The sequence below is a fragment of the Streptomyces sp. YKOK-I1 genome (assembly GCF_054660435.1).
Genome location: NZ_BAAGDR010000001.1, coordinates 2,356,176 through 2,372,696, shown reverse-complemented (window position 1 = coordinate 2,372,696; position 16,521 = coordinate 2,356,176). Strand labels below are relative to the sequence as shown.

Below are 16,521 nucleotides of genomic sequence, written 5' to 3'. Positions count from 1 at the left end.
GCTTGTCGCGCACCCGCGGCGCAGCCGCATCTCGATAGAGCCCCGCGCCCCCGAACCACTCAGCCCTTGTTCACATAGTTCCGCCAGCCCCCGTACCGCGTGATGTCCTCGGCGTCCGTCAGGGCGCCCGGTTCGCACAGGAAGCCGGGGACGGCGGTGCCGTCCGCCAGTTCCACCCTGCCCAGGGTCATGGGGCGGGGGAGGGATGCCAGCAGGCGGCCCAGCCCCTCGGCGGGGAGGCGCCAGATCTCGACCTCGATCTCCGCGCCTCCCCGTTCCCCGTGCACCAGGCCCGGCTTCGGCGGGGTCGTGTCGAGGGCGTGCAGGCGGTAGACGGGGGCCGTGGTCGTCGTGCGGTCCAGTCGGGCGCCCAGGGACAGGAGTTGGGGGTTCAGGGGCTGGCCCGTGAGATGGGCGCCGGCCACCGCGAGGCGGGTCTCCGGCTGGAGCCGTCCGGCGATCCGTGCCAGGCGCTCGTCCGTGTGGGCGGGCCCGATCAGCATCACGCCGAACGGGAGGCCGTTCACCTCGCCGGCCGGGACGGCCACCGCCGCCAGGTCGAAGAGGTTGGTGGAGTTGGTGAAGCGGCCCAGGCGGGCGTTGGCGCCCAGGGGGTCGGCGGCGACCTCGGCAAGGGTGGGGTGGCCGGGGGCGGTGGGCAGCAGGAGGGCGTCCGCGTCGGCCAGTTCGGCCAGCGCGCGGGTGCGCAGGGCGGCCAGCCGGTCCTGGTCGGCGAAGAGCCGGTGGGCCGGGATGTCCCGGGCGCGGGTGATGATGCCGGCGACCGTGGGGTCCAGGCCCTCGATCCCGTCCGCGCACGCCTTGTCGACAAAGCTGCCCACGGCCGTATAGCGCTCGGCGACGAACGCGCCCTCGTAGAGCATGGCGGCGGCCTCGGTGAACGGGGTGAGGTCGAGGGTGCGCAGATCGGCGCCCGCCGCTTCGAGCTGCCGTACCGCCGCCTCGTAGGCCTGTGCCCAGCCCTCGTCGAGTTCGCCGAGCTGCTCCAGCGGCGGGACCGCGATGCGCCAGGGGCCGGGGGGACGCCCGGGGAGGGGCGGGGTGGAGCCGGCCGCCATGTGGGACAGCGCCTGCTCGGCCTCCGAGAGGGTGCGGGCGAAGACGGTGACGCAGTCGACGGACGCGCAGGCCGGGACCACGCCCGCCGTCGGGACCAGACCGCGGGTGGGCTTCAGGCCGACGATGCCGTTGAACGCGGCCGGTACCCGGCCCGAGCCCGCGGTGTCCGTGCCGAGGGCGAAGTCGACGACACCGAGGGCCACGGCGACGGCCGAGCCGGAGCTGGAGCCGCCGCTGATCCGTTCCGGGTCGTGCGCGTTCCTGACCGCGCCGTACGGGGAGCGGGTGCCGACCAGGCCCGTCGCGAACTGGTCCAGGTTCGTGGTGCCCAGGACGATCGCGCCGGCCGCCCGCAGCCGGGCGACGACCGGCGCGTCGGCCTCGGGCCGGTAGGCGTACGCCGGGCAGCCCGCGGTGGTCGGCAGGCCGGCGACGTCGATGTTGCCCTTGGCCGCGAACAGGCGCCCGGCGAGCGGAAGCCGTTCGCCCCCGGCCACGCGCGCGTCGACCGACCGGGCCTCCGCCTCGACGTCCGCCCGCGGACGCAGGCCGATCCAGATCTCGGGGCGGTCCGTGGCCTCGATGCGGTCGTAGGCCGCACGGACCCGGGTGACTGCGGACATGTCCTGCTCCTCGGTGTGTCTCAGTGCGCCGCCGGAGCGAGGACGACCAGCGCCGTCCCCGCCTCCACCTGGTCGCCCGGCCTTGCCAGGATCTCCGTGACCACGCCCTCCACCGGCGCGTGCACCCTGGACTCCATCTTCATCGCCTCCAGAGCGAGCAGCGGCTGGCCCGCCGCCACCGCGTCGCCCGGCGACACGTTCAGCTGCCAGACCGACGCGGCGAACTCGGCCTCGATCAGCCGGCCCCCCGCCGGGACGGTCACCTCGGCCGGAGCGGCGGGCGGCGCGGACACGGCCTCGGCACGCGCGAACTCGCCCGCCGCCTCCCACGCGTCCCGCTCCGCCGCGAACGCCGCCTGCTGACGTGACCTGAACTCCGCGACGGAGTCGGCGTGTTCGGCGAGGAACGACCGGTACCCGGCCAGCGAGAAGGTGCCCTCCTCGATCCGCGGCACGAACCGGCCGGACGTGATGTCGGCGCGCAGCTCGAGGAGTTCGTCCGCCTCGACCGGGTACCAGCGGATCCGGTCGAAGAACCGCAGCAGCCAGGGCGAGCCCGGCTCGAACGCGCCGCGCTGCTGCCACGGCGACCACACCTGGGTCGTACGGCCCACGAACTGGTAGCCGCCGGGTCCCTCCATGCCGTAGACGCACAGGTAGGCGCCGCCGATGCCGACCGAGTTCTCGGCCGTCCAGGTGCGGGCGGGGTTGTACTTGGTCGTCACCAGGCGGTGGCGCGGGTCGAGCGGAGTGGCGACCGGGGCGCCCAGGTAGACGTCCCCGAGGCCCAGGACCAGGTACTCCGCCTCGAAGACCGTGTCGTAGACGTCGGCCACCGAGGCGAGGCCGTTGACGCGGCGGATGAACTCGATGTTCCAGGGGCACCAGGGCGCGTCGTCGCGGACGCCCGCCATGTAGCGGGCGATGGCCTCGCGGGTCGCCGGATCGTCCCAGGAGAGGGGGAGATGGACGGTGCGGGAGGGCACGACCAGCTCGTCCGTGGGGGGCAGGGCCGACACCATCTCCTGTACGGCCGGGAGGAGTTCGCGCTGGGGGAGCCTTGCCGGGTCGGTCCGGATCTGGAGGGAGCGGATGCCGGGGGTCAGGTCGGTGACGCCGTCCAGGCCGGCCTCGGCCACCGCCTCCATCAGGGCGTGGACGCGCATGCGCAGTTCCAGGTCGAGCTGCATCGGGCCGAACTCGACCAGCAGGTTGTCGTCCCCGCTGCGGCGGTATGTGACGTCCCCGTCCCGCGCCAGCACGCCCCCGTCGACGATCTCGGGGCGCGGGGTGCCGTCCACCTCCACCGGACGGAAGCGGACGATGTCGCCCGGCCGGAGCTGGCCCAGTTTCCAGCGTTCGGAGCTGAGGACGGTCGCCGGGCACACGAACCCGCCGAGGGAGGGACCGTCCGGGCCGAGGAGTACCGGCATGTCGCCGGTGTAGTCGACGGCGCCGACGGAGTACGGGGTGTCGTGGATGTTGGAGGGGTGCAGACCGGCCTCGCCGCCGTCGGTGCGGGCCCAGCGCGGCTTGGGACCGACCAGCCGCACCCCGGTGCGGGCCGAGTTGAAGTGGACCTTCCAGTCGGCGGCGTAGAAGTCGTGGATGTCGTCCTCGGTGAAGAACTCCGGTGCGGCGTGCGGGCCTTCGACGGCGCCGAGGTGCCAGACGGAGCCGAAGGACGGGCGGTCGGTGACCGGGGTGCCCTCGGTGACCCCGCCGCCGTGCAGGACGTCCCCGGTGCGCAGGGCCCGTCCGCCGTGCCCGCCGAACCGGCCCAGGGTGAAGGTGCTCGCGCTGCCGAGGAAGGAGGGCACGTCCAGGCCGTCCGCGAACAGGACGTAGGTGCGCAGTCCGTGCCCGTCCGGCGCGCCGACCGCCAGCACGGCCCCGGCCGGGACCGTCACCGGCTCCCACTGGGGCACCGGGGCGCCGTCGACCGTCACCGGGGCCGGGGCGCCGGTCACGCACACGGTCGTGGGGCGGGTGAAGCGCAGCGAGGGTCCCTGGAGGGTGCATTCGAGGCCGGGGGCGCCCTCGGGGTTGCCGAGCGCCCGGTTGCCGAGCCGGAAGGAGCGGTCGTCCATCGGGCCGGACGGCGGGACCCCGACCTGCCAGTGCCCGGTGCGGCCGGGCCAGTCCTGCACGGTGGTGAGGGTGCCGCCGGCGACGACCTCGATCCGCGGGGTGGGGTCGTGCACCTCGGCGAGGGTGGCCGTGGAGTGGGTCGCCGCGGTGAACCGGGGGTGCGCGAGCGCCGCCCGCACCAGCCCCAGATTGGTCTCGATGCCGTCGACGCGGGTGCGCTCCAGCGCCTCGTCCAGGCGGCGCAGCGCCTCGGCGCGGTCCGCGCCGTGCGCGATCACCTTCGCGAGCATCGGGTCGTACGACGTCGTCACCTCGGTGCCGGTCTCCACCCAGCCGTCCACACGGACGCCGTCCGGGAACTCGACCCGGGTCAGCAGGCCCGCGCCGGGCCGGTGGTCGCGGCTCGGGTCCTCGGCGTAGAGACGGGCCTCGACGGCGTGCCCGCGCGCGGGGCCGGGGTCGCGGACGACGTCCCGTTCGCCGCGGGCCAGGCGCAGCATCCAGGCGACGAGGTCGACGCCGTGGATCTCCTCGGTGACCGGATGCTCCACCTGGAGGCGGGTGTTGACCTCGAGGAACCAGGCCTCCTCGCGGGCCGCGTCGTAGACGAACTCGACGGTGCCGGCGGAGCGGTAGCCGACCGAGGCGCACAGATCGCGGGCGGAGGCGGCCAGTCGCCGCCGGACGTGGTCGGGCAGGCCGGGGGCGGGGGCCTCCTCCAGGACCTTCTGGTTGCGGCGCTGGAGGGAGCAGTCGCGGTCGCCGAAGGTGACGACCCGGCCCTCGCCGTCGCCGAAGACCTGCACCTCGACATGGCGGGCGTGTTCCACGAGCCGTTCCAGGAAGACACCCGCGGAGGAGAAGGAGGCGGCGGCGACGCGCTGGACGCGTTCCCAGGCGTCGGTGAGTTCCTCGGGGGAGCGGCAGGCGGACATGCCGATGCCTCCGCCGCCGCCGGTGGCCTTGAGCATGACCGGATAGCCGACGGCCTCGGCCCGTGCGAGGGCTTCGGGGAGGTCCGCCAGGAGGCCGGTGCCCGGGGCCAGGGGCACCCCGGCCGCCTCGGCCGCCGCGCGGGCGGTGTGCTTGGCGCCGAACAGCTCCAGCTGCTCGGGTGTCGGGCCGACGAAGACGATCCCGGCGTCGGCGCAGCGGCGGGCGAAGGCCGCGTCCTCGGAGAGGAAGCCGTAGCCGGGGTGGATCGCGCCCGCGCCGGTGTCCTTGGCGGCCTTCAGGACGAGGTCGGCGTCGAGGTACGACTCCTTCGCGGGCGCCGGGCCGAGCCGTACCGCCTCGTTGGCGAGCCGGACGTGGGGTGCCGAGCGGTCGGGGTCGGAGTACACGGCGACGGTGCGCAGGCCCAGTTCGCGGGCGGTGCGGATGATCCGGACGGCTATCTCGCCCCGGTTGGCGACGAGGAGCTTGGTGAAGGTCATCCGGCGCTCCCCGTGAGGGTCATCTCCACCGCCGTCGGCTCGAAGCCGTTGCACGGGTTGTTGATCTGGGGGCAGTTGGAGACGAGGACGAGGACGTCCCGTTCGGCGCGCAGGGCGAGGGAGAGGCCGGGGGCGGAGAGGCCGTCGACGATGCCGAGGGTGCCGTCCTTCTCGACGGGCACGTTCATGTACCAGTTGATGTTGGAGACGAGATCGCGTTTGCCGAGGCCGTACTTCGCGCCCTCGGCGAGGAAGTTGTCCACGCACGCGTGCTGCGACCAGGTGTGGTGGCCGTAGCGCAGGGTGTTGGACTCCTTGGAGCAGGCGCCGCCGACGGTGTCGTGGCGGCCCACCGCGTCGGCGGTGACCGTCATCAGCGGGGTGTGCTCGTTGGACATCAGCACGCTGCCGGTGGTGAGGAAGATGCCGCCCTGGGCGTGGATCGTGTCGGGGGCGCTGTAGCGCACGGACGGGTCGTGGGCGTCGTAGACGAGGAAGTCGACGGCCTGGTTGCCGTGCAGGTCGGTGATGGTGAGCGTGTCGCCCTCGCGGACGATCGCCGACCAGGCGGCGCGTGCCGGGACCACGGTCTTCGTGCTCATGCGAGCCCCCTCGCGGTGAGGAATGCGGCGGTGTTGAGGAAGGCGCGGCGGCCCTCGGGGGTGGCGTCCCACAGCGGGTCGCCCGGCCGGGTGGGCGCCGCGCGCCAGGCGAGGACCTCCAGCGGGGTGCTGACGTAGTCCGGGCGGGGGTCGGCCGGGTGCGGCACGTTGGCGATCAGGACCGTGACGTCCTGCTCGATGCGCAGGGTGAGGCTCGCGCCGGGGCCGGCCGAGCCGGTGAAGTCGAGGCTGCCGTCCTCGCGTATCTCGACGCCCTGGAAGAAGGAGAGGGAGGGCGGCAGATCGCGGGGTTCCAGGCCGTTCTTGGCGGCGGCCAGCTTGAACAGCTCGCGTCCGGCGGGGGAGGGGCTCTGCGGGGTGCCGTCGCCGTAGCGCTCGGTGTTGCGGACGAGGGTGGAGGTGCCGCAGAGCGCGTCGTGCCGGCCGGAGCCGTCGGCGACGACCGAGGCGAGGACACGGCCCTGGTCGGAGAGGAGGAGCACGCCCTCGCCCAGGTAGGCGTTCCACTGGACCTTGACCGTGTCGGCGACGTTGAGCCGCTCCCAGGGGCGGCCGTCCACGTGGAGGAGCAGATGGGCGCAGGCGTCGCCGTGCAGATCGGTCAGGCGCAGTTCGGTGCCGCGGGCGAGGACCCGGTGGGTGTAGTTGCCGCCGGCCACGGTCTCGGCCCACACCAGGTGGCCCGCCTCGCAGGGCGGGGCCGGCCAGTCGGTCGCCGGGACGACGGGCATGGCCTCGGCCCGGGTGCCCTCCTGGGCGCGGGCGTGGTCGCGTGCTCCGTACGTGGTCGCTGTCGCCGCCATCGTGGACCTCCGGCTGCCGGGAAGAGGTAATTTCTGTCGCCCGACAGAAATTAGGGGCGGGCCGGGTCGCCGGCGTTGCCCGCGTGTTGCCGCTCGGTTACCGAGCCCTCACCGGCGGCCCTCGCGAAGATCGCCGTCCGGCGCGGTGTGCGAGGATCGAACGCATGGGGACGAGCAGGGAGACCGGTGGGCGCCGGGTCGGCAGGCCGCGGGCCGCGCAGCGGCCGGACAGTGGAATGGAGCCGCGCGCCGAACTGCTCGCCGCCGCCGCGGAGTTGTTCACCCTGAACGGCTACGCGGCCACCACCACGCGGGCCGTCGCCGAGCGGGCCGGGATGCGCCAGGCCTCCATGTACCACTACGTCTCCGGCAAGGAGGAACTCCTCGCCGACCTGCTGGAGTCCACGGTCGCGCCGTCGCTGACGTACGCCCGCGCGCTGCTTGCCGAGGACGGGCGGGCGGCCGAGGAGCGGCTGTGGGAGCTGTGCCGCACCGACGTGGAGCTGCTGTGCGGGGGGCCGCACAACCTCGGCGGGCTGTATCTGCTGCCCGAGGTGCGCGCCGAGCGGTTCGCCGGCTTCCATGCGGTGCGCGCCGAACTGAAGGACGCCTACCGGCAGTTGATCGCCGCGACGGCGGTGGGCGGCGCTCTCGCCAAGGGTGAGCTGGATCTGCGGACCGATCTCGTGTTCGGCCTCATCGAGGGCGTCATCCTGGTCCACCGCTCGGATCCCGAGCGGCCCGTCTCCGACTTCGCCCGCGCCACCGCCGACGCGGCCCTGCGCATCACCGGGGCCTGAACGCCGCCTGGGAGTGACCGGCTCACCCGTCCGGGCGGGCCGCTTCTCGCACATCCGTACGTGACTACGGTGCGTGTTCGATTGATGCCCGAGTGTGCAAATGGGGCTGAGGTTACTCCACTCGCACGGTCGGTTTCAGAGGGTCGCCGAATATGACACGGCGATGATCCGGTCGGACTAAGCTCGCCCGCGGCGCACCGAGTTGCGGTGTATTCGTGCGTCTGTTCCCAAATGCTCCGAAGATGCCGACAGATCCCTACAGAGGGTGCCCACATGGTGAGTGTTCAGTCCCCACCCGGTCGCCGAGAACTTTCCTTCACACGGCTGCTGTTGCTGCCGGCGATACTGATGGCCGCGGTGACCGGAGCCGCCGTCGCCCTGGTGGCGGGGCAGGCACGGCTCACCGTCGGCGTCTGCGGAGCAGTGGCCACCCTGCTCATCACCGCGGTGGGGGCCGACGCCCGGCGCCGCTGCCGCCGGCTCCGGGAACTGCGCACCGCCTCGGAGCAGCGCGTCACCCATCTGGAACGGCGCCTCGCCGCCCAGCAGGACGAGAACAGGTTCATTGCCAAGGAACTGGTCCCCCTCGCCGTGGAATGGCTGCGCGGTGGAAATTCCCCCGAGGAGGTGATGCACCACCTGGGGGAGCGGGAGCCGTTCTTCCATGAGATCGACGACGGACAGCGCGTCCTCGTCAAGAGGTTCCTCGACGCCATCGACTACGAGAACGCCCTGCGCGACTCCGTCCAGCGCGCCTTCGTCAACGTCGCCCGCCGCGTCCAGGCGATCGTCCATCAGCAGTGCGCGGAGCTGCGGGAGATGGAGGAGGACCACGGCCGCAACCCCGAGGTCTTCGACGACCTGCTCCGCATCGACCACGGCACCTCCATGATCGGCCGCCTCGCCGACTCCATCGGCGTCCTCGGCGGCGGCCGCCCCGGCCGCAGCTGGCCCAAGCCGGTTCCGCTCTACAGCGTGCTGCGCGGCGGCATGTCGCGGATCCTGGAGTACCCCCGCATCAAGCTGAACTCCATCGCCAAGGTCAACATCCGCGGCATCTCCGTCGAACCGCTCATCCACGCGATCGCCGAACTCCTCGACAACGCCACCCGGTTCTCACCCCCGAGTTCCAAGGTGATGGTCAACGCCATCGAGGTGCAGACCGGCATCGCCATCGAGATCGAGGACGCCGGCGTCAGCCTCAGCGAGGAGTCCCGCGCCAAGACCGAGAAGATGCTCGACGACGCCATGCGCGGCGTCACCATGCAGGACCTCGGCGGCGCCCCGCGCCTCGGCCTCGCCGTCGTCGGCCGGCTGTGCACCTCCTTCAACCTCCAGGTGTCGCTGCGCACTTCGGCGTACGGCGGAGTCCGCGCCGTCCTCGTCGTGCCCCGCGAGATGATGACCTCCGAGCCGGCACCCGGCTACGCCCACGGCATCGGCGCCGCCTCCGCGCAGATCGACCTGAGCAACCTCGAGGGACCCAAGCGCCCGCCCAAGCGGCGCCGGCCCACCAACCCGAAGATCCCGGCCAACGTCTCCCTCGAGGACGACGTGCCGGTGATCACCGAGTGGACCGACAAGGGCCTGCCGCAGCGCCGCTCCAAGGCGATCATCCCGATCAGCCAGCGCTACGCCGAGGCGTACGCCGCCCAGGAGGCCGCCGAGCGCGCCGAACGCGAGGGCAGGCCCGACCCGTTCGCGCAGGCACAGCCCGAACCGCCGAAGCCCAAGAAGAAGAAGCAGGAACCCGGAGTGGCCTTCGAGGCCTTCTGGGAGGGCCTGAAGAAGATCGCCCCGCCGGGTGTCCACCCCACCGACTTCACCCGCAACCCCACCGCATACCTGCACCTGATCCAGGACAAGCCGAAGCCGCCCGAGGCCGACGACGAAGGGGACCTCACGTGATCCAGCAGCGCCAGAACTTCGACTGGGTGCTCAAGGAGCTCTACGACGGCGTCCCCGGCATCGAGATGATCGTCGTGCTCTCCGCCGACGGACTGCGCATCGCCCGCTACGCCGGTGAACCCGACGCCGCCGACCGCGTCTCGGCCGCCTGCGCGGGCATGCAGAGCCTCGCCACCGCCATCGCCCAGGAGATGGAGTGCGTCGAGGGCGACATGAACCTCATCATGATCGAGATGGACGGCGGCTACTTCTACATGATGTCCGCCGGCGCCAACGCCTATCTCGCCGTCCTGTCCGACGTGTGCTGCGAACCCGGCCGGATGAGCGCCTCCATGCGTGACCTCGTCGTCCGGATCGGGGCCCATCTGACCAGCCCGCCCCGGCGCAACGGGCAGACCGTATGACGCCTCCGCAACGCCGGCGGCGCCAGCCCCTGGCGCTCCCGCCCCCCGCACCGGCCCCGCCCGCCGAATCCCCGGTGGACCGGGAGAAACAGCCCGACCGGCTCTACACGCTCACGGGACCCGACGGCGAGCGGGCGCCGCTCGACCTGGTGACGTTAATCGTGGCGTGTGCCGACCCCCCCTCGTCCGCCACCCCCGAACAGACCGTGGTGCTGCGGATGTGCGCCGCCCCCCTGTCGGTGGCCGAGGTGTCGGCCTACCTCGGCCTGCCGTTCACGGTGGTGACGGTCCTGCTCACCGAGATGCTGGCGGCCGAACTCGTCCAGGCACGCGCCCCGATCGTCCGCCAGAAGCTCCCCGACCGATCCCTGCTCGAAGCGGTGATGCATGGACTTCAAAGGCTCTGACACGGTCCCCGGCCCACGGGTCGAGGACCGGCTTCCGCAGACCACCACGGCCGCGGCGAAGATCGTCATCGTGGGCGGCTTCGGCGTCGGCAAGACGACCATGGTCGGCTCCGTCAGCGAGATCAAACCGCTGACCACCGAGGAGACCATGACCCAGGCCGGCATCGGCGTCGACGACGACTTCGGCTCCGACACCAAGACCGCCACCACCGTGGCCATGGACTTCGGGCGCATCCGTATCACCGACCAGGTGGTGCTCTACCTCTTCGGCACCCCCGGCCAGGAACGCTTCTGGTTCCTGTGGAACGGGCTCTTCGAAGGCGCCCTCGGCGCGGTCGTCCTGGTCGACACCCGCCGCCTGGAGGTCAGTTACGAGGTCATGGGCCGGCTGGAGGAGGGCGGAGTGCCCTTCGTCGTCGCCGTCAACACCTTCCCCGACGGCCCCCGTTACCCCCTGGACGACCTCCGGGCCGCCCTCGACCTGGCCCCGGACGTACCGATCGTGGAGTGCGACGCCCGCCGGCGCGCCTCCAGCCGGGACGTCCTGATGACCCTGATGCGGTTCCTGCACGCCCTCTCGCTCAGGGGCACCCTCACCTAGCCCCGAGCCCCTTTCTGCCCCCCCGACAACGGATCCCCCACAGTTGCGGAGCGACCCCTGTGACGCCTGAACACCCCATGACGACCGCACCCCACGACCTCGCGCTGGACCCGCCGCCCGGCTGCCCCGCCCACGCCACCGGCACCGGCGGACTGACCAGGCTCTACGGCCCCGGCGCGGAGGACCTCGGCGAGCTGTACGAACAACTGCGCGAGCAGTACGGCCCCGTGGCCCCGGTCCTGCTCCACGACGACCTGCCGATGTGGATGGTGCTCGGCCACGCCGAGAACCTCCAGATGCTGCGGACGCCCTCGACGTTCACCAAGGACACCCGCGTCTGGACGCCGCTGCGCGAGGGCCGGGTCCGGCCCGACCACCCGTACATGCCGCACATCGCCTGGCAGCCGATCTGCGCCCACGCCGAGGGCGACGAGCACAAACGGCTGCGCGGCGCGGTCACCACCGCGATGGAGACCCTCGACGAGCGCAGTGTGCGCCGGCACATCTACCGGGCCACGCAGACCCTGGTCAACCGCTTCTGCGAGGAGGGCCGGGCCGACCTGGTCGGCCAGTTCGCCGAACACCTCCCGATGGCGGTGATGTGCCAGCTGCTCGGCATGCCCGACGAGTACGACGACAAGATGGTCGCCTGCGCCCGGGACGCGCTCAAGGGCAGCGCGACCGCCGTCGAGAGCCACGCGTACGTCGTCGACGCGCTGAGCCGGCTCACCGTGCGCCGCCGCGCCACCCCCGCCGAGGACTTCACCAGCCATCTCATCGCCCATCCGGCCGGGCTGAGCGACGACGAGGTCCGCGAGCATCTGCGCCTGGTGCTCTTCGCCGCCTACGAGGCCACGGTCAACCTGCTGTCCAACGTGCTGCGCATGGTCCTCACCGACCCGCGCTTCGTCGCCCGGCTCAACGGCGGTGAGATGACCGTGCCGGAGGCGGTCGAGCAGTCCCTGTGGGACGAACCGCCGTTCAGCACCATCTTCGGCTACATGGCCAAGCAGGACACCGAGCTGGGCGGCCAGCGCATCCGCGCGGGCGACGGACTCTTCTTCGCGCCGGCCCCCGCCAATGTCGACCCCCGGGTGCGCCCCGACCTCTCCGCCCACATGCGGGGCAACCGCTCCCACCTCGCCTTCGGCCGGGGCCCGCACGAGTGCCCCGGCCAGGACATCGGGCGCGCCATCGCCGACGTCGGCGTCGACGCGCTGCTGTCCCGGCTGCCGGACATCCAGCTCGCCTGCGACGAGGACGAGCTGCGCTGGACGACGTCGATCGCCTCGCGGCACCTGGTGGCGCTGCCGGCGCACTTCGAGCCCAAGCCCCGGCAGGACGTCAAGCTGAAGCCGACCCACGCGGCCTCCGTGCCGCCGCAGCGCGCCTTCCGCCCGCTGAACATCGACCCCAGGCCCGCGCCCCCCGCCCCCGAGCCGATGGCCGCCCCGCAGCCCCGACCGGCCGCCCCCGAGCAGCCGGTCCGCCGCCCCGGCGCCTGGCAGCGGTTCCTGCTCTGGTGGCGGGGCTACTGAGCCGCCGCAACCCGGCGGCTATCCGGCCCAACGGGCGTACGACACCCAGGACTCCAGCACCCTGCCGCTGCGCAGCCGGTGCTGGACACCGGTGACCGGATCGGTGAACTCCAGCTCCCGCGCCAGCAGTTGCAGCGGGCGCCGGAAGTCACCGGCCGGCCCGGGCGGGGCCACCTCCGGGTAGAGGGGGTCGCCGAGGATCGGCACGCCCAACGCGTTCATATGGACGCGCAGTTGATGGGTCTGACCGGTGTGGGGGACCAGCCGGTAGCGGGCCAGCCCGTCCGCCCGCTGCTCGACCGGCTCGATGTCGCTGACCGCGTTCGGCTCCCCCGGCACCTCGAACGCGGTCAGCGTGCCGCGCTCCTTCACGATCCGGCTGCGCACGGTCACCGGCCAGGCCCGCGCCGGATCGTAGGGGGCGACGGCCTCGTACACCTTGCGCACCCGCCGGTCGCGGAACAGCGTCTGGTAGGCGCCGCGCTCCTCGGGCCGGACCGTGAACAGCACGAGCCCGGCGGTGAGCCGGTCCAGACGGTGCGCCGCGCCCAGGGCGGGGATGCCGAGCTCCCGCCGGAGCCGGGCCAGCGCGGTCTCGGTGACATGGCTGCCGCGCGGGGTGGTGGCCAGGAAGTGCGGCTTGTCCACGACGACGATGTGCTCGTCGCGGTGCACGACCTCCAGCGGGAACGGCACCGGCACCTCGGCGGGCAGCTCCCGGTGGAACCACACGAACATGCCCGGTACGTACGGGGCGTCCGGCGGCACCGCCGCCCCGTCGGCGCCGACCACCAGCCCGGCCCGCAGCATCCCGTCGACGACCCCGGCGCCCGCCCCGCCGAGCCGCTCCACCAGATGGTCCCGCACGGTGGCCCAGCGCCCCTCACCCGGCAACCGCACCCGCACCGCATCGATTCCGTCGCGCTGCGGCAGGGGGGAGGGCGGGGGAGGGGTACGGCGTCTCATCGGGGTCCAGGGTACGAGGGAGGCGGAAAATCCGTTGGCCCGGGCAGGCGCCGTTGGCAGGATGCGTCCCATGCCGTACACCGCCCCACCGGTGCTGCCCGCCGGAACCCTGTCCGCCTCCCCGCAGCCCGTCCTCGCCACCGGAGACGGACTGGTCCTGCGCCCGTGGCGGGCCGAGGACGCCCCCGCCGTCCACGCCGTCTTCCAGGATCCGCTCATCCACCAGTGGCAGCTCAGGGCCGCCGACTCCCTGGAGGAGGTCGTCGGCTGGATCGAGGAGTGGCAGCAGGCCTGGGCCGAGGAGAAGGACGCCCAGTGGGCCGTCGTCGACGAGGGCACCGACCGGGTCCGGGGACGGGTGGCGCTGCGCCAGATCCTGCTGGACGAGGGGACGGCCGAGGTGGCGTACTGGACCGCTCCGGAGGCCCGCGGCAACGGCACGGCGGCCCGCGCCACGGCGGCGCTCGCCCGCTGGGCCCTCGACGAGACGGGCTTCCACCGCCTGGAGCTGTCGCACGCCACCGCCAACGAGGCCTCCTGCCGCGTCGCGACGAAGGCCGGTTTCGCGCTGGAGGGCACCCGGCGCAGCGCCGTCCTGCACCGGGACGGCTGGCACGACATGCACCTGCACGCACGCGTGCGGGGCGACTGAGCCGGCCGCCCCGCACCCGCGCGTGGACCGCCCGCTAGGCCACCGGTGTGCGGGCCCGGTACGCCCGGAAGGCCACGCCCACCGCGAGCGTGGCGGCGAGGAACAGCACGGTGAACCACTGGAAGTACCAGTGGCCGCCCGCCGGGTCGTACACCGCGGCCCGGGGCCAGGCCAGGTTGACGGTCATCAGCAGGCCGTAGAGCAGGGCGAGGGCGTTGACGGGGATGCCCCAGCGGCCCAGGGAGAACAGCGGGGCGCCCCTCTCGTCGGTGGTGCCGGACGGGGAGAACCCACCGCGCAGCCGGCGCACCAGCAGCGGGCCGGTGACCATCGCGTAGGCCAGGTACAGCATCACGATGCAGGTGGTGCCGATGGCCAGGAAGGCGTCCGGCGAGGCGAAGTTCAGCAGCAGCAGGGCCGCCGCGAGGACGCCGACGACGAGGGCGGGGGCGCTCGGCATGCCGGTGCGCGGGTTCACCCGGGCGAGGCGGGCGGAGAACGGGAGCTGACCGTCGCGGGCCATGGAGAACAGCATCCGGCAGGCCGCCGTCTGGATGGCGAGCGTGGCCACCGCGATCGCCACCACCACGTCCGCGAGGAGCACCTTGCCGACGCCGTCGCCGAGGCTGCTGGTCAGGACGTAGGAGAGTCCGTCGACGCCGAGGTGCCCGTCGGTGAGGCTGGGGGCGGCGAGCAGTCCGCCGAGCACGATCAGCCCGCCGAGCAGTCCTGCGGCGCCGAGCGCGGTGAGGATCGTGCGGGGCGCCGTACGGCGCGGGTGGTGGGTCTCCTCGCTCATCTCGCCCGCGCTGTCGAAGCCGATCATCACGTACGCGGCGGTGAACGAGCCCACCGCGAGCGCCCCGAACAGGCCGGACTGGGCGGCGCCGGTGGTGTGGAAGGTGATGCCGGGTGTGCGCTCGGAGTGGGTGAGCAGCAGGACGACGATGAGGACCGCGCCGATGATCTCGGCGGTCACCCCGACCCGGTTGATCACCGACATCACCCGGTTGTCGACGACGTTGACGAGGGTGGTCAGAGCCAGCAGGACCACGCCGAGCAGGGCCGCGTTGGCCGCGCCGTCGGCGGAGACGGGCGAGGGGTCGGTGCCGATCAGCTGGAAGCCGGACCAGATCGCCGGCAGCACCATCTGCAGGGCGAGCGCGGCGGCCGCGACGACGACGATCTGCCCGATGACCATGATCCAGCCGGCGAACCAGCCGAACGACGGCGTCGACAGCCGCGACGACCACTGGTAGATCGCGCCGGAGATCGGATAGCGGGCCGCCAGTTCCGCGAAGCAGGCGGCCACCAGCAGCTGCCCGGTCAGCACCACCGGCCAGGCCCAGAAGAAGACGGGCCCGCCGAACGCGTAACCGAAGGCGAAGAACTGGAAGACGGTGGTCAGGACCGAGATGAAGGAGAAGCCGGCGGCGAACGAGGCGTACCGGCCCAGACTGCGGTGGAGTTCCTGGCGGTAGCCGAACTCCGAGAGGGAGTGGTCGTCCGGGGCGGAGGCGTGGGCGGGGGAGTGCGGCGGGTCGGGGCGTACGTCGGCGGGGGAGCTGGTGGTCACGGCGGCACCTGCCTTGGGCGCGAATTCCTGTCGGGCGACAGAAATTAGGGACGCCCTGTTTCGCAGGTGTCACGCCGTCGTGTCCGGGGCGGGCCCAAGTCCTCACGCTCCCCCTGGGAAGGGCTACGCGGCCGGTGCCGCGCCCTCCTGCTCGGCCTCCACGCGCGCGTTCCAGTCGCGCTTGGCGGCCTGCCAGCCGTCCTCGTTGTGGCCGAGCCGCCAGTAGCCGGAGATCGACAGGTCCTCGCGCGGGACGGCCAGGTCGACGCGGAGCAGCCGGCGCAGTTCCTTCACGGCCGCCGCCTCGCCGTGCACGAACGCGTGCACGCGGCCCTCGGGGAACTCCAGCGCGGTCACGGCCTCGACGAGCCGTTCCCCGACCGGCCGGCCGTCGCGGTGCAGCCAGACGACCTCCACGTCGGAGTCGATCTTCTGCTCCTCCTCGGGACCGTCGACCTCGATGAAGGCGTGCGCCACCGCACCGGAGGGCAGCGACTCCAGTGCGGCCGCGATGGCCGGCAGGGCGCTCTCGTCACCGGCGAGCAGATGCCAGTCGGCGGCGGTGTCGGGGGTGTAGGCGCCGCCGGGGCCCATGAAGTGGACGGTCTCGCCCGGCTGGACACGCGCCGCCCACGGCCCGGCCAGGCCCTCGTCGCCGTGGATCACGAAGTCCAGGGTCAGTTCACGGTGTTCGGGGTTCCAGGCCCGCACGGTGTACGTCCGGGTCACGGGCCACTGCTCGCGCGGGAACTCCGCGCGGATCCGCTCCAGGTCGAAGGGCTCGGGGTAGGTCACACCTTCGGGGCCGAAGAGGAGCTTCACGTAATGGTCCGTGCAGGTGCCCGCCGAGAACTCGGCCAGGCCCTCGCCGCCGAGCACCACGCGCTGCATGTGCGGGGTCAGCCGTTCGGTGCGGACGACCTGCGCGGCGTGGGGCGTGCGCGGCTTGCGTGCCGGGCGTTCTGCCATGACGGCCTCCCATGTTCTATGGTTAGGTTTACCTAAGTTAGCAT

General features: G+C 72.8%; 14 protein-coding genes. 7 read left to right on the top strand and 7 right to left on the bottom strand.

Translation table 11 applies throughout. The annotated features are described in order from the left end of the window. Positions 1–59: 59 nt before the first annotated feature. From atzF to ACYQ8Q_RS10015, 4 genes are read right to left on the bottom strand one after another with little or no spacing between them, the layout of a single operon-like run. Positions 60–1,727: an allophanate hydrolase gene (gene atzF / locus ACYQ8Q_RS10030; protein WP_460073238.1), complete on the bottom strand. Its 1,668-nt coding sequence runs from the start codon at positions 1,725–1,727 to the stop codon at positions 60–62. Beyond that, entirely contained in the window at positions 1,724–5,230 is a 3,507-nt protein-coding gene (locus ACYQ8Q_RS10025; protein WP_460063730.1) for a 5-oxoprolinase/urea amidolyase family protein, read from the bottom strand. The genes atzF and ACYQ8Q_RS10025 overlap by 4 nt, the downstream gene beginning before the upstream one ends. Further along, positions 5,227–5,832: an urea amidolyase associated protein UAAP2 gene (locus tag ACYQ8Q_RS10020; protein ID WP_460063728.1), complete on the bottom strand. Its 606-nt coding sequence runs from the start codon at positions 5,830–5,832 to the stop codon at positions 5,227–5,229. Before ACYQ8Q_RS10020 ends, ACYQ8Q_RS10025 begins: the two co-directional genes overlap by 4 nt. Next, on the bottom strand, positions 5,829–6,656 hold the full coding sequence (locus tag ACYQ8Q_RS10015; protein ID WP_460063726.1) for an urea amidolyase associated protein UAAP1: 828 nt from the start codon (positions 6,654–6,656) through the stop codon (positions 5,829–5,831). The genes ACYQ8Q_RS10020 and ACYQ8Q_RS10015 overlap by 4 nt, the downstream gene beginning before the upstream one ends. A gap of 164 nt (positions 6,657–6,820) precedes the next feature. On the opposite strand from ACYQ8Q_RS10015, the gene ACYQ8Q_RS10010 reads away from it, so the two are divergent. The 6 genes from ACYQ8Q_RS10010 (at position 6,821) to ACYQ8Q_RS09985 (ending at position 12,314) form a co-directional block, all read left to right on the top strand. Further along, positions 6,821–7,456 (top strand): TetR/AcrR family transcriptional regulator, encoded by a 636-nt coding sequence (locus ACYQ8Q_RS10010; protein ID WP_460063725.1) that lies wholly within the window; start codon positions 6,821–6,823, stop codon positions 7,454–7,456. 273 nt (positions 7,457–7,729) lie between these two features. Continuing rightward, positions 7,730–9,364, top strand: coding sequence for a sensor histidine kinase (locus ACYQ8Q_RS10005; protein WP_460063723.1), 1,635 nt, complete (start codon positions 7,730–7,732; stop codon positions 9,362–9,364). Continuing rightward, the gene (locus ACYQ8Q_RS10000) at positions 9,361–9,768 is read left to right on the top strand and encodes a roadblock/LC7 domain-containing protein (protein WP_460063721.1); all 408 of its coding nucleotides are present in this window, start codon (positions 9,361–9,363) and stop codon (positions 9,766–9,768) included. Before ACYQ8Q_RS10005 ends, ACYQ8Q_RS10000 begins: the two co-directional genes overlap by 4 nt. After that, entirely contained in the window at positions 9,765–10,175 is a 411-nt protein-coding gene (locus ACYQ8Q_RS09995; RefSeq protein ID WP_358995082.1) for a DUF742 domain-containing protein, read from the top strand. Before ACYQ8Q_RS10000 ends, ACYQ8Q_RS09995 begins: the two co-directional genes overlap by 4 nt. After that, positions 10,156–10,776 carry a GTP-binding protein gene (locus tag ACYQ8Q_RS09990; RefSeq protein ID WP_460063719.1) on the top strand — a complete coding sequence of 207 codons (621 nt, stop codon included), beginning with the start codon at positions 10,156–10,158 and terminating at the stop codon, positions 10,774–10,776. The genes ACYQ8Q_RS09995 and ACYQ8Q_RS09990 overlap by 20 nt, the downstream gene beginning before the upstream one ends. A 59-nt stretch (positions 10,777–10,835) precedes the next feature. Then, positions 10,836–12,314, top strand: coding sequence for a cytochrome P450 (locus ACYQ8Q_RS09985; RefSeq protein ID WP_460063717.1), 1,479 nt, complete (start codon positions 10,836–10,838; stop codon positions 12,312–12,314). Positions 12,315–12,332: 18 nt separating this feature from the next. Here ACYQ8Q_RS09985 and ACYQ8Q_RS09980 read toward each other — a convergent pair whose 3' ends face one another. Continuing rightward, positions 12,333–13,280: an RluA family pseudouridine synthase gene (locus ACYQ8Q_RS09980; RefSeq protein ID WP_460063715.1), complete on the bottom strand. Its 948-nt coding sequence runs from the start codon at positions 13,278–13,280 to the stop codon at positions 12,333–12,335. A gap of 70 nt (positions 13,281–13,350) precedes the next feature. On the opposite strand from ACYQ8Q_RS09980, the gene ACYQ8Q_RS09975 reads away from it, so the two are divergent. After that, positions 13,351–13,932, top strand: a complete 582-nt coding sequence (locus ACYQ8Q_RS09975) for a GNAT family N-acetyltransferase (protein ID WP_460063713.1) — start codon at positions 13,351–13,353, stop codon at positions 13,930–13,932. Between the two features lie 34 nt (positions 13,933–13,966). On the opposite strand, the gene ACYQ8Q_RS09970 is transcribed toward ACYQ8Q_RS09975, so the two are convergent. Continuing rightward, complete coding sequence (locus tag ACYQ8Q_RS09970; protein ID WP_460063710.1) at positions 13,967–15,508, bottom strand: amino acid permease; 1,542 nt, start codon at positions 15,506–15,508, stop codon at positions 13,967–13,969. A gap of 123 nt (positions 15,509–15,631) precedes the next feature. Next, complete coding sequence (locus ACYQ8Q_RS09965) at positions 15,632–16,477, bottom strand: siderophore-interacting protein (protein WP_460063708.1); 846 nt, start codon at positions 16,475–16,477, stop codon at positions 15,632–15,634. Positions 16,478–16,521: the final 44 nt, after the last annotated feature.